Source organism: Streptomyces lateritius, from assembly GCF_014649715.1.
Lineage (GTDB): Bacteria > Actinomycetota > Actinomycetes > Streptomycetales > Streptomycetaceae > Streptomyces > Streptomyces lateritius.
In genome coordinates this window covers 196,182-219,904 of sequence record NZ_BMTO01000009.1, presented here as the reverse complement: position 1 = coordinate 219,904, position 23,723 = coordinate 196,182, and the positions used below count along the sequence as shown (strand labels likewise).

At 70.8% G+C, this 23,723-nt stretch carries 20 protein-coding genes, 1 tRNA gene and 1 pseudogene; 14 read left to right on the top strand and 8 right to left on the bottom strand.

The features are described from left to right. Positions 1–121: 121 nt before the first annotated feature. Positions 122–400, bottom strand: a complete 279-nt coding sequence (locus tag IE136_RS20195; protein WP_189601015.1) for a DUF397 domain-containing protein — start codon at positions 398–400, stop codon at positions 122–124. Beyond that, positions 360–1,208: a helix-turn-helix domain-containing protein gene (locus IE136_RS20190; RefSeq protein WP_189601014.1), complete on the bottom strand. Its 849-nt coding sequence runs from the start codon at positions 1,206–1,208 to the stop codon at positions 360–362. Before IE136_RS20190 ends, IE136_RS20195 begins: the two co-directional genes overlap by 41 nt. A 222-nt stretch (positions 1,209–1,430) precedes the next feature. Between IE136_RS20190 and IE136_RS20185 the strand changes: the two genes are divergently transcribed. From IE136_RS20185 to IE136_RS20160, 6 genes are all read left to right on the top strand, one after another. After that, a complete protein-coding gene (locus IE136_RS20185; RefSeq protein ID WP_189601013.1) occupies positions 1,431–2,483 on the top strand; it encodes an ABC transporter substrate-binding protein in 1,053 nt (350 codons plus the stop codon). A gap of 4 nt (positions 2,484–2,487) precedes the next feature. Then, the gene (locus IE136_RS20180) at positions 2,488–3,330 is read left to right on the top strand and encodes a siderophore-interacting protein (protein ID WP_189601012.1); all 843 of its coding nucleotides are present in this window, start codon (positions 2,488–2,490) and stop codon (positions 3,328–3,330) included. 148 nt (positions 3,331–3,478) lie between these two features. After that, positions 3,479–4,951: a pyridoxal phosphate-dependent decarboxylase family protein gene (locus tag IE136_RS20175; RefSeq protein ID WP_189601011.1), complete on the top strand. Its 1,473-nt coding sequence runs from the start codon at positions 3,479–3,481 to the stop codon at positions 4,949–4,951. Next, the gene (locus tag IE136_RS20170) at positions 4,938–6,221 is read left to right on the top strand and encodes a lysine N(6)-hydroxylase/L-ornithine N(5)-oxygenase family protein (protein WP_158987566.1); all 1,284 of its coding nucleotides are present in this window, start codon (positions 4,938–4,940) and stop codon (positions 6,219–6,221) included. The genes IE136_RS20175 and IE136_RS20170 overlap by 14 nt, the downstream gene beginning before the upstream one ends. Beyond that, positions 6,218–6,757, top strand: coding sequence for a GNAT family N-acetyltransferase (locus IE136_RS20165; protein ID WP_189601010.1), 540 nt, complete (start codon positions 6,218–6,220; stop codon positions 6,755–6,757). Before IE136_RS20170 ends, IE136_RS20165 begins: the two co-directional genes overlap by 4 nt. Further along, complete coding sequence (locus IE136_RS20160; protein ID WP_158987570.1) at positions 6,754–8,526, top strand: IucA/IucC family protein; 1,773 nt, start codon at positions 6,754–6,756, stop codon at positions 8,524–8,526. Before IE136_RS20165 ends, IE136_RS20160 begins: the two co-directional genes overlap by 4 nt. A gap of 273 nt (positions 8,527–8,799) precedes the next feature. Here the strand turns inward: IE136_RS20160 and IE136_RS20155 are convergent, their stop codons facing one another. Continuing rightward, a complete protein-coding gene (locus IE136_RS20155; RefSeq protein ID WP_158987572.1) occupies positions 8,800–10,434 on the bottom strand; it encodes a beta-N-acetylhexosaminidase in 1,635 nt (544 codons plus the stop codon). Between the two features lie 187 nt (positions 10,435–10,621). On the opposite strand from IE136_RS20155, the gene IE136_RS20150 reads away from it, so the two are divergent. Both IE136_RS20150 and glmS read left to right on the top strand, forming a co-directional pair. Continuing rightward, the gene (locus tag IE136_RS20150) at positions 10,622–10,897 is read left to right on the top strand and encodes a hypothetical protein (RefSeq protein WP_158987574.1); all 276 of its coding nucleotides are present in this window, start codon (positions 10,622–10,624) and stop codon (positions 10,895–10,897) included. A 33-nt stretch (positions 10,898–10,930) separates the two neighbouring features. Next, entirely contained in the window at positions 10,931–12,748 is a 1,818-nt protein-coding gene (gene glmS / locus IE136_RS20145; RefSeq protein ID WP_158987576.1) for a glutamine--fructose-6-phosphate transaminase (isomerizing), read from the top strand. Between the two features lie 124 nt (positions 12,749–12,872). Here glmS and IE136_RS20140 read toward each other — a convergent pair whose 3' ends face one another. Both IE136_RS20140 and IE136_RS20135 read right to left on the bottom strand, forming a co-directional pair. Next, a complete protein-coding gene (locus tag IE136_RS20140) occupies positions 12,873–13,439 on the bottom strand; it encodes a GPR1/FUN34/YaaH family transporter (RefSeq protein WP_189601009.1) in 567 nt (188 codons plus the stop codon). 160 nt (positions 13,440–13,599) lie between these two features. After that, positions 13,600–14,121 (bottom strand): universal stress protein, encoded by a 522-nt coding sequence (locus tag IE136_RS20135; protein ID WP_158987580.1) that lies wholly within the window; start codon positions 14,119–14,121, stop codon positions 13,600–13,602. A gap of 322 nt (positions 14,122–14,443) precedes the next feature. On the opposite strand from IE136_RS20135, the gene IE136_RS20130 reads away from it, so the two are divergent. The 6 genes and pseudogenes from IE136_RS20130 to IE136_RS20105 form a co-directional block, all read left to right on the top strand. Continuing rightward, positions 14,444–14,899 (top strand): hypothetical protein, encoded by a 456-nt coding sequence (locus IE136_RS20130; RefSeq protein ID WP_158987582.1) that lies wholly within the window; start codon positions 14,444–14,446, stop codon positions 14,897–14,899. A 397-nt stretch (positions 14,900–15,296) separates the two neighbouring features. Then, positions 15,297–16,457, top strand: a complete 1,161-nt coding sequence (locus tag IE136_RS20125) for a helix-turn-helix domain-containing protein (protein ID WP_158987584.1) — start codon at positions 15,297–15,299, stop codon at positions 16,455–16,457. 123 nt (positions 16,458–16,580) lie between these two features. Beyond that, the gene (gene orn, locus IE136_RS20120) at positions 16,581–17,183 is read left to right on the top strand and encodes an oligoribonuclease (RefSeq protein ID WP_158987586.1); all 603 of its coding nucleotides are present in this window, start codon (positions 16,581–16,583) and stop codon (positions 17,181–17,183) included. A 105-nt stretch (positions 17,184–17,288) separates the two neighbouring features. Continuing rightward, positions 17,289–17,361: transfer RNA gene (locus IE136_RS20115), tRNA-His, on the top strand. Positions 17,362–17,509: 148 nt separating this feature from the next. After that, positions 17,510–17,653: a hypothetical protein gene (locus tag IE136_RS20110; protein WP_189601008.1), complete on the top strand. Its 144-nt coding sequence runs from the start codon at positions 17,510–17,512 to the stop codon at positions 17,651–17,653. Positions 17,654–17,666: 13 nt separating this feature from the next. Continuing rightward, positions 17,667–17,933: pseudogene (locus IE136_RS20105) on the top strand (rhamnogalacturonan lyase family protein); the annotation flags it as partial. Here the strand turns inward: IE136_RS20105 and IE136_RS20100 are convergent. The 3 genes from IE136_RS20100 to IE136_RS20090 form a co-directional block, all read right to left on the bottom strand. Beyond that, on the bottom strand, positions 17,920–19,278 hold the full coding sequence (locus IE136_RS20100) for a glycoside hydrolase family 10 protein (protein ID WP_158987590.1): 1,359 nt from the start codon (positions 19,276–19,278) through the stop codon (positions 17,920–17,922). The pseudogene IE136_RS20105 and the gene IE136_RS20100 sit on opposite strands and share 14 nt — an antisense overlap. After that, complete coding sequence (locus tag IE136_RS20095) at positions 19,263–21,953, bottom strand: cellulose binding domain-containing protein (RefSeq protein WP_189601007.1); 2,691 nt, start codon at positions 21,951–21,953, stop codon at positions 19,263–19,265. Before IE136_RS20095 ends, IE136_RS20100 begins: the two co-directional genes overlap by 16 nt. Positions 21,954–22,235: 282 nt before the next feature. Beyond that, positions 22,236–23,720, bottom strand: coding sequence for a glycoside hydrolase family 18 protein (locus IE136_RS20090; RefSeq protein ID WP_189601006.1), 1,485 nt, complete (start codon positions 23,718–23,720; stop codon positions 22,236–22,238). Between the last annotated feature and the right edge of the window lie 3 nt (positions 23,721–23,723).

Genomic DNA, 23,723 nt, shown 5'->3' with positions numbered 1-23,723 from the left:
GATCGCCCGTCACCCCGGTTCGGGGTGACGGGCGATGGTCTTCCGGGCCTCGGGGCCCGCGAGCTTCTGGTGGTGGCCGCCCTCGCGCCCGCGCCACCCGACAGAAGCCCAGGGGCCACGGTCAGCCCAGGTGCCCCTCGGCCGTCGCGGTCACGAACGCGGTGAACGCGGCCGGCGTGGCCAGGAAGGCGGGACCCTCGGGGTCCTTGGAGTCCCTGACGGCGACGTGGGCGGTGAGGTCGGCGACCTCGACGCAGTCGCCGCCCGTGTCGCCGCTGTAGGAGGACTTGCGCCAAGCGGCGGCGCCAAGCGGGGCGCACTCGACGCACTGCCCGCCAGTGTCGGAGCTGTACGACGACTTACGCCAGCGCGCGCTCGTCAGGTTCTGGTTGGTCCCCATAACGATCCTCCATTGCGCGGGCGATCAGTGCGGCCGAGTCCTCCACGGAGAGGGCGGCGGCCTGAAGGTGATCGTAACGGAGCGAACCTTCTTTGATGGCCGCCGGATTGGCCGTCATGTGCCCCTGGACGAAGTCCTCCGTGTAGACGATGTCGGGGTCATCCTCGAAGCGCAGAAGGTTGAACGATCCCGGTAGCCCCGCATGTGCCCCAGCCGTGAACGGGAGGATCTGGGCTTTCACCCACTCCCGCTTCCGCAACGCCAACAGATGGGCGAGCTGGTTCCGCATGACCGCCCCTCCGCCGATCTCCTGGTGCAGTACCGCTTCACCCATCACCACCCAGACCAACGGCGGAGTGTCCCGGTCCAGGATCCGCTGGCGTTCGACACGGGCGGCTACCTTGGCGTCGAGGTCGTCATCGGTCCGGGCGCCGAGGACCGCCCGCGCGTACGCGGGCGTCTGGAGCAGGCCGTCGACAAGCTGCGCCTGGAACGAGTAGATGCAGGTCGCCTTCGCCTCCATCTCCGCGTACGGCTGGAACCAGTTCGGCAACTGGCTTCTCAGAACCAGCCCCACCAGCCGCGTGAACACCCCGCCCGTCATCAGAGCCGCGTCCAGCTGCTCCGAGAAGCGCCGCGTCGGCACCTTCTTCGCCGTCTCGATCTGACCGATCAGCGACGCCGTACAGAAGACGATCTCCCCCAACTGCGCCTGGTTGAGCCCCGCCTCTTCCCTCAGGCGGCGGAGTTCGGAGCCGTAGTAGTCCAGCGGCGAGGCGCTCGGATCCAGGCTGCGGATGTTGACCACGACGAGGTCACCCCCAAGTTACGCATCACTGCGCCCATTTCGGTCCGTAGTCGAGCGTAACCACCCCATCCCGCCCCGGTGGCACGAATCACGCGACTGACCAGCGGGTTGTGTGACGTACAGCCCAGGGCCCCACCCCTACTGATCCACCTGAGGTTAGGCTAACCTACCCTCGACTTGATCAGGCCGAACCACCCGGCACGTACCGAAAGCGACTTCGCCATGCCCAGCAACGCCCGAGCCACTCACCTCACCCGTCGCGGCCTTCTCGCCGCAGGCGGCGCCCTCGGGCTCGGCGCCGCTCTCGCCGCCTGCGGCAGCGAGACCAAGGGCAGTGGCAGCTCCTCCGCCGGTGCGACCGGGAAGGCCGGGCCGTGGAGGTTCACCGACGACCGCGGTACGGCCGTCGAGGCGAAGTCCACCCCGAAGAACATCGTCGCCTTCACCGGTACCGCTGCCGCCCTGAAGGACTTCGGCATCGAGGTCAAGGGCGTCTTCGGCCCGACCTACGTCGAGGACCCGAAGACCAAGGAGAAGAAGCCGGACGTCCAGGCCGGCGACCTCGACACCACGAAGGTCAAGGTCATCGGCAACGTCTGGGGCGAGTTCAAGATCGAGGAGTACCTCAAGCTCAGCCCGGAGCTCCTCATCACGGACATGTGGGAGAAGAACGACCTCTGGTACGTCCCGGCCGAGCAGAAGGACAAGATCCTCAAGATCGCCCCGAGCGTCGCTCTGTGGGCCGCCGACAAGTCGATGCCCGCCGTGCTCCAGCGTCACGCCGACCTCGCCGCCTCGCTGGGCGCCGACGTCAAGACCAAGCAGATCCAGGACGACAAGGCCCGCTTCGAGGCGGCCGCCGAGCGCGTCCGTCAGGCCGCCAAGGGCAAGAAGGACATCAAGGTCCTGATCGGCTCCGGCTCGCCCGACCTGTTCTACGTCTCCACCCCGGTCCGCCCGACCGACACGCTCTTCTTCAAGGAGCTGGGCGTCAACCTGGTCGTCCCGACCAAGCTGGACCAGGGCGGTTGGTTCGAGGGCCTGAGCTGGGAGAACGTCGACAAGTACGCGGCCGACGTCATCATGCTCGACAACCGCACCTCGGCCCTGCAGCCGGAGGCCCTGAAGGCCAAGCCGACGTGGGCCGCGCTGCCCGCCGTCAAGGCCGGCCAGGTCATCCCGCGCGTGACCGAGCCGATCTACTCCTACGCCAAGTGCGCCCCGCTGCTCGAGGACCTGGCCAAGGCCCTGGAGAACGCGAAGAAGGTGTCCTGACCCGATGACGACCACCGAGACCGCCCCGTTCCAGTTCTTCTCGCTCCAGGTCGACCGGACGAGGCGGCTCGGTCCGTCCCTGGTCCGGGTCACCTTCACGGGTGAGGACCTGAAGGCCTTCGCCTCCGGAGGGCGCGACCAGTCGCTCTCCCTCTTCCTGCCGCACCCCGGCCAGGAGGCGCCCGTCCTGCCGCCGCTGGACAACCCGGACATGTACGCGATCCTGGGCGCCTGGCGCGCGATGCCCGACGACGAGCGCGCGGTGATGCGTTCGTACACCGTCCGGGAGCAGCGCACCGAGCCGCGCCCCGAGGTCGACATCGACTTCGCGCTGCACGAGGACGGCGGCCCCGCCTGCCGCTGGGCGCAGCACGCCGAAGCGGGTGACAAGGTGGTCGTGCTCGGCCCGGCGGTCTCCGCGAACACCGGCGTCCGCTTCCAGTTGCCGGCCGACGCCGACTCCGTACTGATCTGGGCGGACGAGACGGCACTGCCGGCCGCCTCCGCGATCCTGGAGTGGCTGCCGGCGGAGACCCGGGCGAAGGTCTACCTCGAAGTCCCGTACTCCGGGGACCGGGCGGAGCTCGCGACCGAGGCCGACGCCACCGTCACGTGGCTCGTACGGGAGGAGGGCGCGCCCTCCGCCGTGGACGCGGTGCGCGGTGCCGAGCTGCCCGGCGAGGCGCCGTACGTCTGGCTGGCGGGGGAGTCCGGCTCCGTGAAGGCGCTGCGCCGTCACTTCGTGAACGAGCGTCAGCTCGACCGCCGGCGTGTGACGTTCGTCGGCTACTGGCGCAAGGGTCTGTCCGAGGACGCCCTGCGCGAGGCGCCGGAGGACGACGCGTAGCCGGAAGGCAACCACTGCGCCCCGAGGGGGGCGAGGGACGTTGCGAGTTGAACTTAGGTTAGGCTAACCTAAGTTCATACGTCGCCCCCTCGCCCCCTCTTTCCTGTCCGGAGGGGCCGACCGAGTCCCTGTCCCGGGAGGACCCCGCATGCGCTCGCACCTGCTCAACGACGCCACGGCGGAGAGCTATCGACGCTCCGTCATCGAAGGAGTCGAGCGGGTGGCGGACAAACTCGCCACGACGCGACGCCCGTTCACCGGCGTCACCCCCGCCGACCTGGCCCCCGTCATCGACGCCGTCGACCTCGACAAGCCGCTCGGCGACACCTCCGCCGCGCTCGACGAGCTGGAGAGCGTCTACCTCCGTGACGCCGTCTACTTCCACCACCCGCGCTACCTGGGCCACCTCAACTGCCCGGTCGTGATCCCCGCCGTCCTCGGCGAGGCCGTCCTCTCGGCGGTCAACTCCTCGCTGGACACCTGGGACCAGAGCGCCGGCGGCACCCTCATCGAGCGCAAGCTCATCGACTGGACCACCAGCCGCATCGGCCTCGGCCCCGCCGCCGACGGCGTCTTCACCAGCGGTGGCACGCAGTCCAACCTGCAGGCTCTCCTCCTCGCCCGCGAGGAGGCCAAGACGGACGACCTGGCGAAACTCCGCATCTTCTCCTCCGAGTGCAGCCACTTCAGCGTCCAGAAGTCGGCCACCCTCCTCGGCCTCGGCGCCGACGCCGTCATCTCCGTCCCGGTCGACCGGACCAAGCGCATGCAGTCCGTCGTCCTCGCCGCCGAGCTGGAGGCCTGCCGCGCCGAGGGCCTGGTCCCGATGGCGATCGTGGCCACCGCCGGCACCACGGACTTCGGCTCGATCGACCCGCTGCCCGAGATCGCCGCACTGGCCTCCGAGTACGGCGCCTGGATGCACGTGGACGCGGCCTACGGCTGCGGACTGCTCGCCTCGCCCACCCGCCGTCACCTCCTGGACGGCATCGAGCGGGCCGACTCCGTCACGGTCGACTACCACAAGTCCTTCTTCCAGCCGGTGAGTTCCTCCGCCGTCCTGGTCCGTGACGGCTCCACCCTGCGCCACGCGACCTATCACGCGGACTACCTCAACCCGCGCCAGCCGGTGGCCATGGAGGCACCTCCCACGTCCGAAGGACTGTGGGGGAAGATCCCCAACCAGGTCGACAAGTCCTTGCAGACCACCCGCCGCTTCGACGCGCTCAAGCTGTGGATGACCCTGCGCGTGATGGGCGCCGACGGCGTCGGCGAGCTCTTCGACGAGGTCTGCGACCTGGCGGCGGCCGGCTTCGAACTGCTCGCCGCCGATCCGCGCTACGACGTGGTCGTCGAGCCGCAGCTGTCGACCCTCGTCTACCGCTACATCCCCGAGGCCGTCACCTCCCCCGCCGAGATCGACCGGGCCAACCTGTACGCCCGCAAGGCGCTCTTCGCCTCCGGCGAGGCCGTCGTCGCCGGGACCAAGGTCGACGGCCGCCAGTACCTGAAGTTCACCCTGCTCAACCCCGAGACCACGACAGCGGACATCGCCGCCGTCCTTGACCTGATAGCCGGCCACGCCGAGCAGTACCTGGGAGAGACCCTTGTCCACGCCTGATACGACCGACACGTACGACTTCATCGGCATCGGGCTCGGTCCGTTCAACCTCGGCCTCGCCTGCCTGACCGAGCCGATCGGCCACCTGAACGGTCTCTTCCTGGAGTCCAAGCCGGACTTCGAGTGGCACTCCGGCATGTTCCTGGAGGGCGCCCACCTCCAGACGCCGTTCATGTCGGACCTGGTCACGATGGCCGACCCGACCTCCCCGTACTCCTTCCTCAACTACCTGAAGGAGAAGGGCCGGCTCTACTCGTTCTACATCCGCGAGAACTTCTATCCGCTGCGGACCGAGTACAACGACTACTGCCGCTGGGCCGCCGCCAAACTGAGCAGCATCCGCTTCTCCACCACCGTCTCCTCCGTCTCCTACGACGAGGGCAGCGAGCTGTACGTGGTGGCGACCGAGGGTGGAGAAACGTTCCGCGCCCGCCGGATCGTGCTGGGCACCGGCACCCCGCCGTACGTCCCCGACTCCTGCCAGGGCCTCGGCGGCGACCTGATCCACAACTCGCGCTACCTCCAGAACAAGGCCGCCCTGCAGAGGAAGAAGTCGATCACCCTGGTCGGCAGTGGCCAGAGCGCGGCGGAGATCTACTACGACCTGCTGTCCGAGATCGACGTGCACGGCTACCGGCTCAACTGGGTGACGCGCTCCCCGCGCTTCTTCCCGCTGGAGTACACCAAGCTGACGCTGGAGATGACCTCGCCGGAGTACGTGGACTACTTCCACGCGCTGCCCGAGCAGACCCGCTACCGCCTGGAGACCCAGCAGAAGGGCCTCTTCAAGGGCATCGACGGCGAGCTGATCGACGCCATCTTCGACCTGCTCTACCAGAAGAACCTGACGGGCCCGGTCCCCACCCGGCTTCTCACGAACTCGGCCCTGCGCTCCGCCGCGTACGACGACACGAGCGGCACGTACACGCTCGGCTTCCACCAGGAGGAGCAGGAGAAGGACTTCACGCTGGAGACCGAGGGCCTGATCCTCGCCACCGGCTACAAGTACGCCGTCCCCGCCTTCCTCGAGCCGGTCCGGGACCGCCTCAAGTGGGACGGACAGGGCCGCTTCGACGTGGCCCGCAACTACTCGATCGACACGACGGGCCGTGGCGTCTTCCTGCAGAACGCCGGCGTGCACACGCACTCCATCACCTCGCCCGACCTGGGCATGGGGGCGTACCGCAACGCGTACATCATCGGAGCGATGCTGGGCACCGAGTACTACCCCGTCGAGAAGACCATCGCGTTCCAGGAGTTCGCCGTATGACGTTCCGTGTCCGTCCCCTCGATCCGCTGGCAGACGCCGAGCTGATACACCCCTGGGTCACCCACCCCAAGGCCGCCTTCTGGATGATGCAGGACGCCAGACTCCAGGACGTCGAGCGCGAGTACATGGCGATCGCCGCCAACCCGCACCACGACGCCTTCATCGGCCTGGTCGACGAAGAGCCGGCCTTCCTCATGGAGCGGTACGACCCGTCCAAGGTCGAGCTGGTCGGCCTGTACGAGCCGCAGCCCGGCGACGTCGGCATGCACTTCCTCGTCGCGCCGACCGACACGCCCGTGCACGGCTTCACCCGGTCCGTGATCACCGCCGTGATGGCCGAGCTGTTCGCCGACCCGGCGACCCTCCGGGTCGTCGTCGAGCCCGATGTGCGCAACAAGGCCGTGCACGCGCTGAACGCGGCCGTCGGTTTCGTGCCGGAGCGGGAGATCGAGAAGCCGGAGAAGACCGCGCTGCTCAGCTTCTGCAGCCGCGAGCAGTTCGAGGCCGCCGTGGGGCCCGTGGGAGCCGCCCTGTGAACCCCGTCGCCCACCTCACCCCCGCCCGCTGGGCCGACGCCAACCGCGCGTTGATCCGCAAGGGCCTCGCCGAGTTCGCGCACGAGCGTCTGCTCGACCCCCAGGAGCTGGGTGAGAGCCGCTACCGGGTCCTCAGCGACGACGGCGCCACCGAGTACCGCTTCACCGCCGACCGGTTCGCGCTCGACCACTGGCAGGTCTATCCGGACTCCATCAGCTGCCACCGGGGCGACGAGCAGCTCCCGCTCGACGGCCTGCGGTTCATCACCGACCTGCGCGGCGCGCTGGGGCTGAGCGACGAGATCCTGCCGGTCTACCTGGAGGAGATCTCCTCCACCCTGGCGGGTACGGCGTACAAGTCGACCAAGCCGCGGGTCTCCGCCGCCGAGCTGGCGCGCGCGGACTTCCAGGCCGTCGAGACGGGGATGACCGAGGGCCACCCCTGCTTCGTCGCCAACAACGGGCGGCTCGGCTTCGGCGTGGACGAGTACCGCGCGTACGCCCCCGAGGCCGCGTCCCCGATCCACCTGATCTGGCTGGCCGCGCGCCGCGACCGCACGACCTTCACGGCCGGTGCGGGCATCGAGTACGAGACCTTCATCCGGGCCGAGCTGGGCGACAAGGCCGTCGATGGCTTCGCCGCCACCCTCGCCGAGCGGGGTCTGGACCTCGCCGACTACCTGCTGATGCCGGCCCACCCCTGGCAGTGGTGGAACAAGCTGTCCGTCACCTTCGCCGCCGAGGTCGCCCAGGAGCGCCTGGTCTACCTGGGCGAGGGCGACGACGCCTACCTGGCCCAGCAGTCGATCCGTACCTTCTTCAACGCATCGGACCCGGCCAAGCACTACGTGAAGACGGCCCTGTCCGTCCTCAACATGGGCTTCATGCGAGGGCTCTCGGCCGCCTACATGGAGGCCACCCCGGCGATCAACGACTGGCTGGCGGGGCTGATCGAGGCCGACTCGGTCCTGAAGGCCGCCCGGTTCTCGATCATCCGGGAGCGGGCCGCGATCGGCTACCGGCACCTGGAGTACGAGGCCGCGACCGACCGCTACTCGCCGTACCGCAAAATGCTCGCCGCGCTCTGGCGCGAGTCCCCCGTGCCCACCCTCGCGGCGGGCGAACGGCTCGCGACGATGGCCTCCCTGCTCCACGTCGACCACGAGGGCGCGTCCTTCGCGGGCGCCCTGATCAAGGAGTCGGGCCTGGCGCCGGCGCGGTGGCTGCGCGGCTACCTGGACGCGTACCTGCTGCCGATCCTGCACTGCTTCTACGCGTACGACCTGGTCTACATGCCACACGGCGAGAACGTGATCCTGGTCCTCGACGAGCGGGGCGCGGTCGCCCGGGCGATCTTCAAGGACATCGCCGAGGAGATCTGCGTCATGGACCCGAACGCGGTCCTGCCGCCGGCGGTGGAGCGGATCAGGGCCGAGGTGCCCGAGGACATGAAGCTGCTGTCGATCTTCACGGATGTCTTCGACTGCTTCTTCCGCTTCCTCGCGGCCGGGCTGGCGGCGGAGGGCGTCCTCGACGAGGACGACTTCTGGCGGACGGTCGCGGAGTGCGTGCGCGGCTACCAGGAGTCGAATCCGGAACTGGCGGACCGCTTCGCGCAGTACGACATGTTCGCGGAGACCTTCGCGCTCTCGGCGCTGAACCGGCTCCAGCTGCGCAACAACAAGCAGATGGTGGACCTGGCGGACCCGTCGGCGGCGCTCCAGCTCGTCGGCGACCTGGTCAACCCGATCGCGCGCTACGCGCGCTAGATAGTGTCCGGAAGGTAGCGCCGTCTGCCCGCAGGGCAGGGCCCGCGGCGTCTGTGCGTGCGATCGCAAGGCGGAGGGGCACCCTCGTACCGGACGTACCCGGGTGATCCCGACAACGCGGCGAGCGTGCGTGCCAGCCGTCGCGGACCGGGCGGGACTCTACGGACACGGCCTGGTCGGCCCGGCAGAACGGCGGGTGCCCCGGAGGTACGCGGCAGTCCACAAGCGGCTGCGTCGCGGGCCCGGGGCACCCGCTCCGTGCGTTCTACGGGACTACCGCGCGGGCCACGGGACCTGCGGCGAGCGGTAGTAGTCGATCCCGAGCGCCTCGAACCTCGGCCCCTGCGCCGCGAGCCGCACCTTGTACGTCTCCCAGTCGTGGGTGGCCGCCGGGGACCAGCCCAGCTCCGCCACGCCCGGCAGGCGCGGGAAGGCCATCTGGTCGATGTGGGCGTCCTCGGAGATGGTCTCCGTCCACAGCGGCGCCTCGACGCCCTTGACCGCCTCGGCGGGCGCGCCCGGCAGGTAGGCCGCCGGGTTCCAGTCGTAGGACCGCTGGACCTCCACGTAGCCCGCCCAGGCCAGGCCCAGCTTGGTGTCCTTGGTGTACTTCATGTCGAGGTAGACCCGGTCGGCGGGCGACAGGATCAGTCCGGTGCCGTTCCGCGCGGCCCGGGCGACCTGTGCCTTCTCGGCGTCCGAGGTCCGGTCCAGGCCCCAGTACTGCGCGAGCGCGCCCTTCGCCGGTGTGGCCCCGGTCAGCTGGTGCCAGCCGACGACGGTCTTGCCGTACTTCGCGACGATCGGCTGGACCTTCTCCATGAAGGCCACGTAGTCGGCGTGGGTGGTGGAGTGCGCCTCGTCGCCGCCGATGTGGAGGTACTCGCCCGGGGTGAGCGCGGCGATCTCCCGGATCACGTCGTCCACGAAGTCGTACGTGACGGGCTTCGGCACGCACAGCGAGCTGAAGCCGACGCTCGTGCCGGTGTAGAGCGGCGGGGCGACGCCGTCGCAGTTCAGCTCGGCGTAGGAGGCGAGGGCGGCGTTGGTGTGGCCGGGCAGGTCGATCTCGGGGACGACCTCCTGGTGGCGGGAGGCCGCGTAGCGGACGATCTCCTTGTAGTCGTCCTTGGTGTAGTAGCCGCCGGGTCCGCCGCCGACCTGGGTGGAGCCGCCGTAGGTGGCCAGGCGCGGCCAGGAGTCGATCGCGATGCGCCAGCCCTGGTCGTCGGAGAGGTGCAGGTGCAGCTTGTTGACCTTGTAGAGGGCGAGCTGGTCGATGTAGCGCTTGACCTGGTCGACGGTGAAGAAGTGGCGGGAGACGTCGAGCATGGCGCCCCGGTAGGCGTAGCGCGGGGTGTCGGTGATGGAGCCGCCCGCGACCTTCCAGGGGCCGGGCTGCACGGTGTCCTTCTCGACGGCGGCGGGGAGCTGCTGGCGCAGGGTCTGGACGCCGCGGAAGAGGCCGGCGGGCCGGTGCGCGGTCAGGGTGATGCCGCCGCGGCCCGACTGGAGTCGGTAGCCCTCGTCACCGAGCGCCCGGTCACGGGCGCTGAGGCGGAGCAGGATGCCGCCGCGGGCCTCGTCCTCGTCCACGACGGGCAGCGGGTGGCCGGTGGAGGGGCGGAGCAGTCCGGCGAGGTAGTCGCCGACGGCGCGGGACTCGCGGGAGTCCTCGTCGACGCGGATGCGGGTGGCGGCGGTGATCGCGTACGGGGCTCCGCCGGGGCTCACGGAGGCGGGGGCGGGGACGATCTGGCCGAGGGGCCGGACGTCGGGCGCGGCGCTCCGGTCGGCGGTGGTGGCGCGGGCGGTGGGGGCTGCCGCGGCGCAGGAGAGGCCTGCCGCCGTGACGAGCAGCAGGGCACCGAGAACACGCGGGAACGTTCTGCGCTGTCTCACGGGCATGGTCCCTTTCGACGGGCTTCGCGACTCCGGGTATGCGTAACCGAACAGTCACCATGCGTACCGTGCGCCTCTCCCGGGGTCAAGGTGTAGACCAATTCGGCCCGTCGGGGCGGCGATCAAGGAGGGGTCTGCCCGATTCCGGGCAGGAATCTTGCGTAGACCCCCCGGTACCCCTCAGTATTCACGGGTGCTCGAACGCCGCCCGTCGCATGACGACCTCATCGACCACCTGGTGCGCAGCACCGCGCTCCAGCGCGGTGAGGCCGCCCGGGTGGTGCTCGACGTGCTGGCGTACTTCGACGAGTCGACCGAGGACTTCGTCCGCCGCCGTCACCGCGAACTGCAGTCCGGCGGCGCCGTGAACGCCGAGATCTTCGAACGCATCGCGGCCGAGCTGCCGTACCGCGCCGTGGCGCCGCCGGAGCTCTCGCTCCGGCAACTGCGCCGCATCGTCTACGGCTGAGCACACCCACTGACTTGGAGGGGTTACACCTTTATGTGCGGAATTGTCGGTTACATCGGAAAGCGCGACGTGGCCCCGCTGCTCCTTGAGGGGCTGCAGCGGCTGGAGTACCGGGGGTACGACTCCGCCGGCATCGTCATCACCAGCCCGAAGGCCGCCGGCCTGAAGATGGTCAAGGCCAAGGGCCGGGTCCGTGACCTGGAGGCCCGCGTCCCCAAGCGCTTCACCGGCACCACCGGCATCGCCCACACCCGCTGGGCCACCCACGGCGCCCCCAGCGACATCAACTCGCACCCGCACCTGGACCCCGAGAACAAGGTCGCGGTCGTCCACAACGGCATCGTCGACAACGCGCAGGAGCTGCGCGCGAAGCTGGAGGCGGACGGCGTCGTCTTCGCCTCCGAGACCGACACCGAGGTCATCACGCACCTCATCGCCCGCTCCCAGGCCACCTCCCTGGAGGAGAAGGTCCGCGAGGCGCTCAAGGTCATCGAGGGCACCTACGGCATCGCCGTGATGCACGCCGACTTCAACGACCGCATCGTGGTGGCCCGCAACGGCTCCCCGGTCGTCCTCGGCATCGGCGAGAAGGAGATGTTCGTCGCCTCCGACGTGGCCGCCCTGATCGCTCACACCCGCCAGGTCGTCACCCTCGACGACGGCGAGATGGCCACCCTCAAGGCCGACGACTTCCGCACGTACACGACCTCGGGCGCGACCACGACCGCCACCCCCGAGACCGTGGAGTGGGAGGCCGCCTCCTACGACATGGGCGGCCACGACACGTACATGCACAAGGAGATCTCCGAGCAGCCCGACGCGGTCGACCGCGTGCTGCGCGGCCGGATCGACGACCGCTTCTCCACCGTCCACCTCGGCGGCCTGAACCTGGACGCCCGCGAGGCCCGCACCATCCGCCGGATCAAGATCCTCGGCTGCGGCACCTCGTACCACGCCGGCCTCATCGGCGCCGGGCTGATCGAGTCCATGGCCCGCATCCCCGCCGACGCCGAGCCGGCCTCGGAGTTCCGCTACCGCAACCCGGTCGTGGACCCCGACACCCTCTACATCGCCGTCTCCCAGTCCGGTGAGACCTACGACGTGCTGGCCGCGGTCCAGGAGCTCAAGCGCAAGGGCGCCCGTGTCCTCGGCGTCGTCAACGTCGTCGGCTCGGCGATCGCCCGCGAGGCCGACGGCGGCGTGTACGTCCACGCCGGGCCCGAGGTCTGCGTCGTCTCCACCAAGTGCTTCACCAACACGGTCGTCGCCTTCGCGCTGCTCGCCCTGCACCTCGGCCGCATCCGCGACCTGTCGGTGACCGACGGCAAGCGGATCATCGAGGGCCTGCGCAAGCTGCCCGCGCAGATCAGCGAGATCCTCGAGTCCGAGGAAGAGATCAAGAAGCTGGCCGAGCAGTACGCGGGCGCCCAGTCGATGATGTTCATCGGCCGCGTGCGGGGCTACCCTGTGGCCCTGGAGGCCTCCCTGAAGCTCAAGGAGATCTCCTACATCCACGCGGAGGCCTACCCGGCCTCCGAGCTGAAGCACGGCCCGCTCGCGCTGATCGAGCCGGCCCTGCCGACGGTCGCCATCGTCCCGAACGACGACCTGCTGGAGAAGAACCGCGCCGCCCTGGAGGAGATCAAGGCCCGCAGCGGCCGCATCCTGGCGGTCGCCCACCAGCCGCAGGAGAAGGCCGACCACACCATCGTCGTGCCGAAGAACGAGGACGAGCTGGACCCGATCCTGATGGGCATCCCGCTCCAGCTCTTCGCCTACCACACGGCGCTCGCCATGGGCCGCGACATCGACAAGCCGCGCAACCTGGCCAAGTCCGTCACGGTCGAGTAGCAGCCTCCGGGCCTGTCCCCCGGAGCGCCGCCTTCGGGCCTGTCCCCCGAAGCCTCGGCCTGACAAAGAAGCGGTCCCCGCGCACGCCATGTGCGCGGGGACCGCTTCGCCGTTCTTCCGGGTGTCAGCCGGCGGCCGGGGCGCCACGCCGGGCGACGCGGCCGAGGGAGGTCGGCCAGTGGGCCACCGCCGCCGTCGCGCCGTACCAGGCGGCGAGGCCGGCGACCGCGGCGAGCCAGCCGCCCGCCTTGGCCAGACCGCCGTGGTCGGCGAAGGCGCCTGTGCCGAGCAGCAGCAACGCCACGAACAGCAGCCCGTACACGCCCTGTCCGAACAGACCGCTGCCCTTCGCGGCCATCGTCAGCGTGAGGGCGAGCAGCGCCCACAGCAGCAGGAACAGGCCGGCCGCCTCGGCCGACGTGCCACCGCCGACGCCGGTCCCCCAGGTGAACCAGAAGGCGCCGAGAGCCGCATGGGCCGTGCCCGTAACGCCGTCGCCCGCGCGCAGGGCGAGCAGGCCGACCAGGAAGAGCGCCACTCCGCCGACCCAGGTGGCGAGGGCTGCGGCGTCCGACGCCGCGACGTTGTCGATCACGCCGGTGCTGCCGAGGCCGAAGGCCAGCAGGGTCAGTCCGAGCGCGAGGTGGCCGAGAGTGGAGGCGGTGTTCCCCGCGGCGACTTCGTTGTCCACGGCGGGCTCCCTTCAGGTGCGCGGTGTTGCCGCTGAGCTGCTTGTTCCGGTGACCTTTATCTACCCTTCACAAGCACACAAATCACCTCACGACGGCGTGATTTATCGCGAGGGCAAGGGAGTTGACGGGGCGTCGGGAGACGGGGCCCCGGTGAGAAGGCTACGGAATGACGACGACCGGACGCTGCGCCCGCTTCGCGAGCCGTCCGGCTACCGAGCCGAAGATGCGGCCGACGATGCCGTGCGTGGAGCCGACCACGATCGCGTCGGCCGAGTACTCACGGCCGACCTCCTCCAGTTCATGACAGATGTCGCCGCCCCGCTCGACGAGGATCCAGGGGACCTCGGCGAGGTAGTCCGCGCAGGCCAGCTCCAGGCCCAGCACCTCGGTGCGGTGGTCCGGTACGTCGACGAAGACAGGCGGCTCGCAGCCCGCCCAGACGGTGGTGGGCAGCCGGTTGGCGACATGGACGATGATCAGCCCGGAGCCGGAGCGGCGGGCCATGCCGATCGCGTACGCGAGGGCTCGCTCGCTGGACGTCGAGCCGTCGAAGCCGACGACCACTCCGTGCCGGAAGGCGGGATCACAGGAGTGACGTGGCTGTTCGGCCGCGAGGGGGTCGACCGTGGAGTCGGCGACGCGCTTGCGGTCCGCGGGTTCGGGGAATTCGTGACCGGCCATCGGTGTCTCGGCGAAGAAGATCCTCGTGGGAAGGAGCGGGGGACGAACAACGCTTGGCAGTGGAGCTGTGTCCGGGAATCATCTTCCCAAGCCCATACCCCCAAGGGTACGGCGACACTCCTCTCCCGCCCAGAGCCAGCCGTGCCGCGCACGCCGCTCGCGCGGCGTTCAAGGGAGCATGCACGAGCCCGTCCCGATATGGCAATGCCGGTTGTGTCCTACAGCCGTCCGTACGGGGGCCGAACGGACGCCTCGCCCAGTGACCGGAACGTTCCACTCCTCGTTCCCACAGGTCCACCCCACCGCCGCAGGGAGCCCGCCCGTGCCCGCACCGTCGGCCACCGCCGCCCACACCGCCGTCCACGCCTCCGCCCCGACCGCCCAGCCCGCCCCGTCACGCGGCCGGCGCCGCGCCCCCGGCCGGCCGTCGACGGCGGGGTCCGCGGGAGGCGCGGCGGGTGCGGGGGGACCGGCGGCCGAGTCGGCGGGGGAGGTCGTCCGCTGGGCGGTGTTCTGCTGCGTCCTCGTCCCCGTCGTCCTCCTCGTCTACGGCACCTCACTGGGCGGGGCCGCGGGCACGGCCCTCGGACTCGTCGTGGTGACGGCCGTCTGCCGGGTGCTGCTGCGCCGCTCGGAGCGCGGTCTGCGCGCGGAGGCGGCGGGACGTCCCGCCCGGCACGCCCACGGCGCCCGCTACCACCGCTCCGACCGGCCCGACCTGACAGACTCGGCCCCGAACCGGCCCCCGTCCGACCGGGTCCGACCCGGCCGGACCTGACGGACCCCTCGTGGAGCTGACGGGTTCGCACACCCACACCCGTAGGTTTTCAGCCAACTTCCACTGACCGGCGATTCCTTGGCGGAATGACCCCTCAACCCCCCTGCCACCAGGCATGAAAGCCCCGCGAGGGTCGCTCACACCCTACGGGGACGGGCCATGCGCGCACGGCGCACTTCCCTGCGCGGCTCCCGAGTGGAACGCTTCGTGATCGAATGCTTCGCGCCAAGTTGCCTTGTCGACAATGTGCCGGATGGAGAACTTGTCACGCCGGCGCCACGGAACGCAGTAGATTCGATCATGGGTATCGAAGACTGGGGTCTCGTGCAAAACCGAGGGGAAACGTGCAGGAGCGACAGGACCAGGGAGACGCGAACACCGAGGGGGGCTTAGCGTCATGAGCCAGGACTCCGCCGCACCGGAGGCCGCACGGAAACTGTCCGGGCGCCGCCGTCGCGAAGTCGTCGCGGTGCTGCTGTTCAGCGGCGGCCCCATCTTCGAGAGCTCCATCCCGCTCTCCGTGTTCGGAATCGACCGGCAGGACGCGGGAGTACCCCGCTACCGGCTGCTCGTGTGCGCCGGCGAGGACGGCCCGCTGCGGACCACAGGGGGCCTCGAACTGACCGCGCCGTACGGCCTGGACGCGATCAGCCGGGCCGGCACCGTCGTCGTACCGGCCTGGCGGTCGATCACCTCGCCGCCGCCGCCGGAGGCGCTCGACGCGCTGCGCCGGGCGCACGAGGAGGGGGCCAGGATCGTCGGGCTGTGCACCGGGGCCTTCGTCCTGGCCGCCGCCGGACTTCTGGACGGCCGGCCGGCGACCACACACTGGATGTACGCGCCGACGCTCGCCAAGCGCTACCCGTCGGTCCACGTGGACCCGCGGGAGCTCTTCGTCGACGACGGGGACGTACTGACATCGGCCGGGACCGCGGCCGGAATCGATCTCTGTCTGCACATCGTGCGGACCGACCACGGCGCGGAGGCCGCGGGCGCGCTCGCGCGCCGGCTGGTCGTCCCGCCGCGGCGCACCGGCGGCCAGGAGCGCTATCTCGACAGGTCTTTACCGGAGGAGATCGGCTCCGACCCGCTCGCGGAGGTCGTCGCCTGGGCGCTGGAGCACCTCCACGAGCAGTTCGACGTGGAGACGCTCGCCGCTCGGGCGTACATGTCACGGCGCACCTTCGACCGCCGGTTCCGCTCGCTGACGGGGTCCGCCCCGCTCCAGTGGCTGATCACCCAGCGGGTGCTGCAGGCGCAGCGGCTGCTCGAGACCTCCGACTACTCGGTCGACGAGGTCGCGGGGCGCTGCGGCTTCCGGTCCCCGGTGGCGCTGCGTGGCCACTTCCGGCGGCAGCTCGGCTCATCGCCGGCCGCCTACCGGGCGGCCTACCGGGCACGGCGCCCGCAGGCCGAGACGGCGACGGCGGTGCTCGACCCGGTCGTGCCCGCCCAGGTGTCGTCCGGCGGGCGGCGCCCCATGGAGCCGGGTAGGCCGCAGTCGGACATGTACGCGTCCGGCCGAGCGGCCCTGCCGGGCCAGCGGAGCGCTCCGTAGACCGCGCGCCACAAGCCGCGCACCGCACGACGGGCGTCCGGGGACACCACTCCGGGCGCCCGTCGTCGTCCCCCCGACCGCGCACCGGCTCCGATCACCCACCGAACCCATAAGGTAGGACGCATGAACGATCGCATGGTGTGGATCGACTGCGAGATGACCGGGCTCTCGCTGACGGACGACGCACTCATCGAGGTGGCCGCGCTGGTCACCGACTCGGAACTGAACGTGCTCGGCGAAGGGGTGGACATCGTGATCCGCCCGCCGGACGCGGCGCTGGAGACCATGCCCGAGATCGTGCGCCGGATGCACACGTCCTCCGGCCTCCTCGACGCTCTCGCCGACGGCACCACCCTGGCCGACGCCGAGGCGCAGGTCCTCGCCTACGTACGCGAGCACGTGAAGGAGCCCCTCAAGGCGCCCCTGTGCGGGAACTCGGTCTCCACCGACCGCGGCTTCCTCGCCCGGGACATGCCGGCTCTGGAGCGCCATCTGCACTACCGGATCGTCGATGTCTCCTCGGTCAAGGAGCTGGCCCGCCGCTGGTACCCGAGGGCGTACTTCAACAGTCCGGAGAAGAGCGGCAACCACCGCGCGCTCGCCGACATCCGTGAGTCCATCGCCGAGCTCCGCTACTACCGCGAGGCGATCTTCGTCCCGCAGCCCGGCCCCGACTCGGAGACGGCGAAGCAGATCGCCGCGCGCCACGTCCTGCCCGTGGAATGAGGCCGCGCTCGCGCCCGCCGTCAATGCGGGCGCGAGCACCCCCTCGGACCCTGTAGACTTCTTCTCGGCCGGTCGGGGAAACCTTCGGGAAAACCGCCGGTCATGGTGGGTGTAGCTCAGCTGGTAGAGCACCTGGTTGTGGTCCAGGATGCCGCGGGTTCGAGTCCCGTCACTCACCCTTGAGGGTCAAGGCCCCGGTTCTTCGGAACCGGGGCCTTGACGCATATGGGGCGACGTACGGCAGGGGCGTACGGGGGGTGGGCAACCCGTCCGGACCGGCGGCGACTGTGAGGTACGCAACGTCTCTCTTCTCCGCAGGAGGATTCGTGCAGCTCACGCAGCTCCCCCGCACCGCCCTGGCCGCGCTGACGGCGGCCGCCGGCCTCGCCGGCGTCGGGCTGACCCTCACCACCACGGCCGGCACGGCGACCGCCGCCGCCACCGCGACCGCGCGGCAGGCCGAGCGGTGACAAGGACGTGCCGGGTCGAAGGGCGACCCCGGCGCTCTCCGGTGACATCCTCGGCGACTGGCGCGAGGAGGTCGTGTGGCGCACGACGGACAACCGCGCGCTGCGGATCCACTCGACGCCGTACGAGACGGGCACGAGGATCACCACGCTGCTGCACGACACCATGTACCGCGCGGGCCTCGCCTGGCAGAACACCGCCTACGACCAGCCCCCGCACCCGAGCTTCCACCTGGGCGCGGGCATGAGGCCCGCGCCCAGGCCGCTCGTCACGACGCCGTAGCGTCGCACCTGATGCCGGCCGGGGGCGGATGCGCCCCCGACCAGGCACCGTTGAATCCGAAGGCGGCCGAACCGCCCGCCGGTAGCGCCGCGTTGTACGAGAGGGGCGAGGCCGTCACCTCCGCGGCGGACTGGGTCACCGTGGAGTTCCAGGCCTGGGTGACACGCTCGCCGGCCGCGTACGTCCAGCGAAGCGTCCAGCCGTTCAGCGGGGCGGTACCCGTGTTACGGACCGAGACCTGGGCCGTGAAGCCCGTCGTCCACCGGTTCTGGACGGTGTAGGTGGCGGAGCAGGCGACGGCCGGGACCTCCGGGGCCACGGCCAGGGCTTCGGCGATCCCGTGGTACGCCGGTTTCGGGACCAGGTTCTCGTCGTACGGGGTCGCCGCGCCCTGGCCTGGGAAGAAGTCCGGGATCCAGGAGTCGGCGTCGGTGAAGCCCCAGACGGTGACGCCCGCGCAGCGGGGGACGGCGAGGCAGGCGCGGACGACCGAGGCGTACTCCTGCTTCTGCCGGTCCAGTTGCGCCTGGGTCGCGGGCAGTCGCATGCGGATGTCGAGTTCGGTGAGGGCGACGTCCACGCCGAGCTCGGCGAAGCGGCGGAGGTTCTGCTCCAGCGTGGCCGGCACCTGGCCGAGGACGAGGTGGGCCTGGAAGCCGACCCCGTCGATCGGTACGCCCTGCGCGAGGAGCCGCTTGACCAGGGCGTACATGCCGTCGCTCTTCGCGCCGACGCCGTCGGTGGAGTAGTCGTTGAGGTAGAGCTTCGCGGCCGGGTCGGCGGCCCGGGCGGCGCGGAAGGCGTCGGCGATGTACGACTCGCCGAGCCGGGCGCCCCACAGCGACTGGCGGAGCGTGCCGTCCTCGTTCAGTGGCTCGTTGACCACGTCCCAGTGGTGGATCCGGCCCCGGTAGCGGCCGGCCTCGGCCGCGATGTGGTCGGTCATGATCCGGCGCAGTTCGTCGGGCGTGAAGCTGCCGCCGGTCAGCCAGGACGGCAACTGGCTGTGCCAGACGAGGGTGTGGCCGCGGACCTTCTGGCCGTTCGCCTCGGCGAAGGCGACGACCCGGTCGGCGCCGACCCAGTCGTGGCCGCCGCGCACGGGCTCCACGGAGGACCACTTCATCTCGTTGCCGGGGGTGACCGAGCCGAACTGGGCCGCGGCGACCTCCGCGTACCCGCCCGTGAGTCGGGAGGCGGTCACCGCCGTGCCGAGGTAGACCCCACGGGCGTCGGCGAGCTCCCGCAGGGAGGTCGCCTCCGAGGCCGTCTCCGCCGCGCTCGCGGGGACGGCGGTCAGGGCCGCGGCGAGCAGCGCCGCGGTGGTGATCAGGCGACGGAACACGGGGCACCTCCCACGGTGAAGGCGGTCGGGGCGGGGTTCGTGCCCGACCAGCTGCCGGTGAAGCCGAAGGACGCCGAGGCGCCGGGAACGACGGCCCCGTTCCAGCCGGCGTTCCGCGCGGTGACGGACCTGCCGCTCTGGGCCGGGGTGGCGTTCCACATCTGGCCGACGGTCTGGCCTCCGGCGAAGTCCCAGCTGAGCGCCCAGCCGTTCCAGGCGGCCGTGCCGGTGTTCTTCAGCGTCACGTCCGCCTGGAAACCGCCCTGCCACTGGTTGGTGATCCGGTACGTGACGGCGCAGGCCCCGCTCGGCTGCGGCGGCGGTTCCGTGCCGCCGCCGGTCCCGGCCGTGTCGCCGTAGACGATGCCCCGGCCGTTGGTGGAGACGTACACCCGCCCGTAGATCCGCGGGTCGCCGGTGATGGCCGCGCCCGTCCAGCCCCACTGGTGGGCGTCGTCGTTGATCCGGACCCAGCTCGCGCCCGCGTCCGTGGAGCGGAAGATGCCGCGTACGCCACCGACCTTCGCGCTGCTGTAGAGGGCCGGGTAGGTGGCGCCGGGCGCCGCCTTGCCGAAGCCGATCGTGTCGGCCTGCTCGACCCCGCCGACACGGGTGAAGCTCGCGCCCGCGTCGGTGGAGTGCCACAGGCCGTACGTGGCGTCGCGCGCGCCGCCCGCGAGCCAGATGTCGCCGGCAGCGCCCGGGACCGCCTTGAAGCGGACGTTCCCCTTCGCCGGGAGTCCGGTCGCCTTGGCCGTGAAGGAGAGACCGCCGTCCCTGCTGACGTAGAAGGTGCCGGACTTGAAGCCGTAGAACGTCCTCGGGTCCACCCGGTCCGACTCGACGACCGCTCCCGCCGGGATGCCGGTCGACGCCGTCCAGGCGCTCCCCGCCGCCGTCCCGCTGTGCACGCCCGTACCGTCCGGACTCCAGACGTAGCGGCTGCCGTCGGCCGCCGCCGCGACCGTGCCGCCGCCCGTGACGCCCGAAGGGTCCACGCCCGGCGACCAGGTGGCGCCGTTGTCCGACGAGAAGGCGATGCGCGGGCCGCTGTCCACGCTGCCCGCCCGCACCACCCTGTTCGGGTCGGTCTCGGCGTGGTCGAGACTGGTCGTGCTGGTGAAGTTCGGCGAGGTGAACATCATCGAGGGGACCTTGGTGAGGTCGGTGTGGCGGAACCCGCCGATGTCGCCGAGTGCGCTGAGCAGCGGCGCCCCGGAGGCCGGGGAGACGAGGTCGTTGACCGCCGTCTCCTCCAGACCCCGGACCATCGGCTTGATCGTGAAGGTGCCGCCGGCGTCCCACTGTCCGAGGTTCTCGGTGCCGTAGACCGTCGCGCCCGTGCCGTACATCATCCGGTCCGAGTCGAAGGGGTCGATCTCCATGGCCTCCGTCATCCACCCCAGTTTCGGGCTCTGTTCGGGCGGCGAGGGGTTCGCGCCCCAGGTCAGCCACGGCACGGAGGAGACGTCCATGGTGTAGCGGTTGGTGCGGCTGGGGTACGAGGTGTAGTCCCAGGCCTTGGTCCACGTGCCGCCGCTGTCCGTCGAGCGGAAGATCTGGGTGTCGGGCCACCAGGCGCTGTAGCCGGAGACCATGACGGTGCCGGGCCGCTGCCGGTCGATGGTCAGGCCGCTGAAGCCGTAGAAGGTGTCGGCCTCGGCGACGGGGCTGATGTCCGTCCACGTGCCGGTGGCCGTCGCGTACCGCCAGACCCGGCCCTTGCCGCCGTCGTACGGGCCGCCCTTGTCGCTGTACGCGAGGTAGAGGTGGCCGCTCTCGGTGTCGAGCACGCCCTTGTGGGCGAGGTACCCGGTGGGCTGGCCGGGCAGCCGGGTCCAGGTGGCGCCCGCGTCCGTGGAGCGGTAGACGGCGTTCTCCTTGTCGGCGACACCGACGTAGACGGTCCGGGTCGCGGCGCCGGCCGTGCCCGTGGACTCGTCGAAGGTGACCCAGACGATCCCCTGGTTGTCGGAGCCGTAGCCGCTGGTGTCCGAGGGGTTCTCCTGGTGGTTCCCGGGGTTGGGGAAGGCGGTGACCTGCGACCAGGTGGCACCGGAGTCGGTGGAGCGCCACAGGCCCTTGCCGCTGGGCGCGCCCAGGTACAGCACGCTGTTCCGGTGCGGGTCGATGGCGAGGCGCTCCCCCATGCCCCGGCCGGGCATGTTGCCGCCGAGCTTGAACGGCAGGTCGGTCCGCTGCCAGGTGGCGCCCCGGTCGGCGGAGCGCAGCACGGCGCCGTTGCCCGGGTCCCAGTCGTTGGTGTACGTCCCGACGGCCGCGTAGACGCGGTCGGGGTCGACGGAGTCGGAGGCGAGGCCGATGACGCCGGTGTGGCCCCAGTGGTCCCAGTCGACCGCGTCGAGCAGCGGGGTCCAGGTCTTGGTGGACGGCTCCCAGCGGTAGGCGCCGCCGATGTCGGTCCGGGCGTAGGCGAGGTTCTTCTCGGTCCGGTTGAAGACGATGCCGGGGACGAAGCCGCCGCCGTCGATCCGGACGTTCTTCCAGCTGTACGTGTCGGCGGCCCGGGTTCCGGCCGGTTCGGCCGGTGGGGCGGCCCGGGTTCCGGCCGGTTCGGCCGGTTCGGCGGCGACGGCGGCGGTCGGTGGCACCGCGCCCGTGAGCAGTCCGGCGGTCAGGGCGAGCCCCGCCAGTAATTGTCGTCCTGCGCGCATGGAGATCCCCTCGAAGGCCGGTATGGGAGCGCTCCCACTATTGAGTGGCCGTCAGAACACGGTCAAGACGCGTACGCGGTCGAAGACGTTCGACAGCTCACCCGTGCGGCGGCCGTGCCGGGCTCCCGCGCAGGCCGAGCGATCCGGTTCATCGGGCGAAGGGCTTCGCGGACTTCCTGGGGAGGAACTACGAGCCGGTGGACCCGCAGACCTGAGGGAGGAGCGCGCCCCGGACGGGGTGGGGGTCCGTCCGGGGCGCGCGTGTGGGGGGATCGGGGCGGTCTACCGGTAGGCGGAGAACGCCTTGGTGAAGGCCAGCGGCTGCTGGAGGATCGAGGAGCAGGTGGCGTCGGCGTGGTTCACCGCTCCGGCCGCGCACTGCTTGTCGCGGGTGGAGGACCACATCGACAGCCAGCCGATGCCCTTGGAGTTCGCGAAATCGACCAGCTGGGTGGCGTCGTCGACGCGGAAGATCTCGGTCGTGACGTCGTTGACGCCGATCATCGGGGTGACCGCGACGGCCTTCCAGGCGGCCGCGTCGGAGAGGCCGAGGACGCCCTTGATCTGGGCCTGGGTGGCGGTCGCGGCCTGGATCGCGTACTGGCCCATGTCACCGCTGTAGGCCGGCCCGTAGTCCATCGCCATGATGTTGACGGCGTCGACGCGGACCCCGTTCTTCTTCGCGTCGGCGAGCAGGTCCACTCCGGGCTGGGTCAGGCCTTCGGGCATGACCGGCAGCGTGAAGGAGACGTTCAGGCCGGGGTGGGACTTCTGCAGCTGCGCGATGGCCTGCGAGCGGCGGGTGTTGGCGGCGGTGTCCGGCAGGGCCGCCCCCTCGACGTCGAAGTCGACCTTGGTCAGCCTGTACTGGTCGACGACCTTGCCGTACGCGGCGGCGAGGGCGGAGGAGGTCGAGCAGTTCAGGGCCAGTTCGTGACCGGCGGCGCCGCCGAAGGAGACCCGGACGTCGCCGCCCTTGGCGCGCAGGGCGCCGATCTGGGAGGCCACCTTGTCGTTCGCCAGGTCGGTGACACCGCCCCACAGTGGGGCGCAGGCGCCGCCGGAGGTGATGAAGGCGAGGTTGAACTCCTTGACGCCGGTGGCGTCGGCGGTCGCGATCAGGTCGTACGACGGGTAGAGGGAGGTGTCGACATAGGGCGCGAACTTCGCGGCGGCGCCCGGGGCGCCGGTGGGGGTGGCGGTCGCGGTGGGCTTCGGAGAGGCGGTCGCGGTCACGGTCGGCTTCGAGGTGGGCGTCGCCGGGGCCGTGGGGGTGGTCGTGGCGGTGGGCTGTCCGGTGGGGCGGCCGCTGGGCGTGGGAGTGGCGCCGCCGGCGGAGCAGGTGGCCTTGTTGATCAGGCAGTTGGCCGGGTCGCCCGCATCGCCGGTCGCCGAGGTCACGAAGCCGACGGTGACGGACTGGCCGGGAGCGAGCTCCTTGTTCCAGCCGGCCGGCTTCACGGTGACGTGCTGTCCGGAGACGGTGTGCTCGCCGTTCCACAGGGAGCCGATCCTCGTCCCGGCGGGCAGGTCGAACTCCAGCGTCCAGCCCCCCGACTGGACGCTGGAGGTCTCGTTGGTGACCACGTACTGAGCCGTGTAGCCACCGTTCCAGGAGCTTGTCCTGGTGTACGCGGCGCCGACGGCCGCGGCCTGCGCGGTGCCGGTGAGCGCGAAGGCCGCGCCGCCGATCACCGCCGCGGCGACGACCGCGCCGACGGCCTTGGTCGTGCCGCTCGCCCTGCGCCGGTGCGAACTGGTGCCCATCGC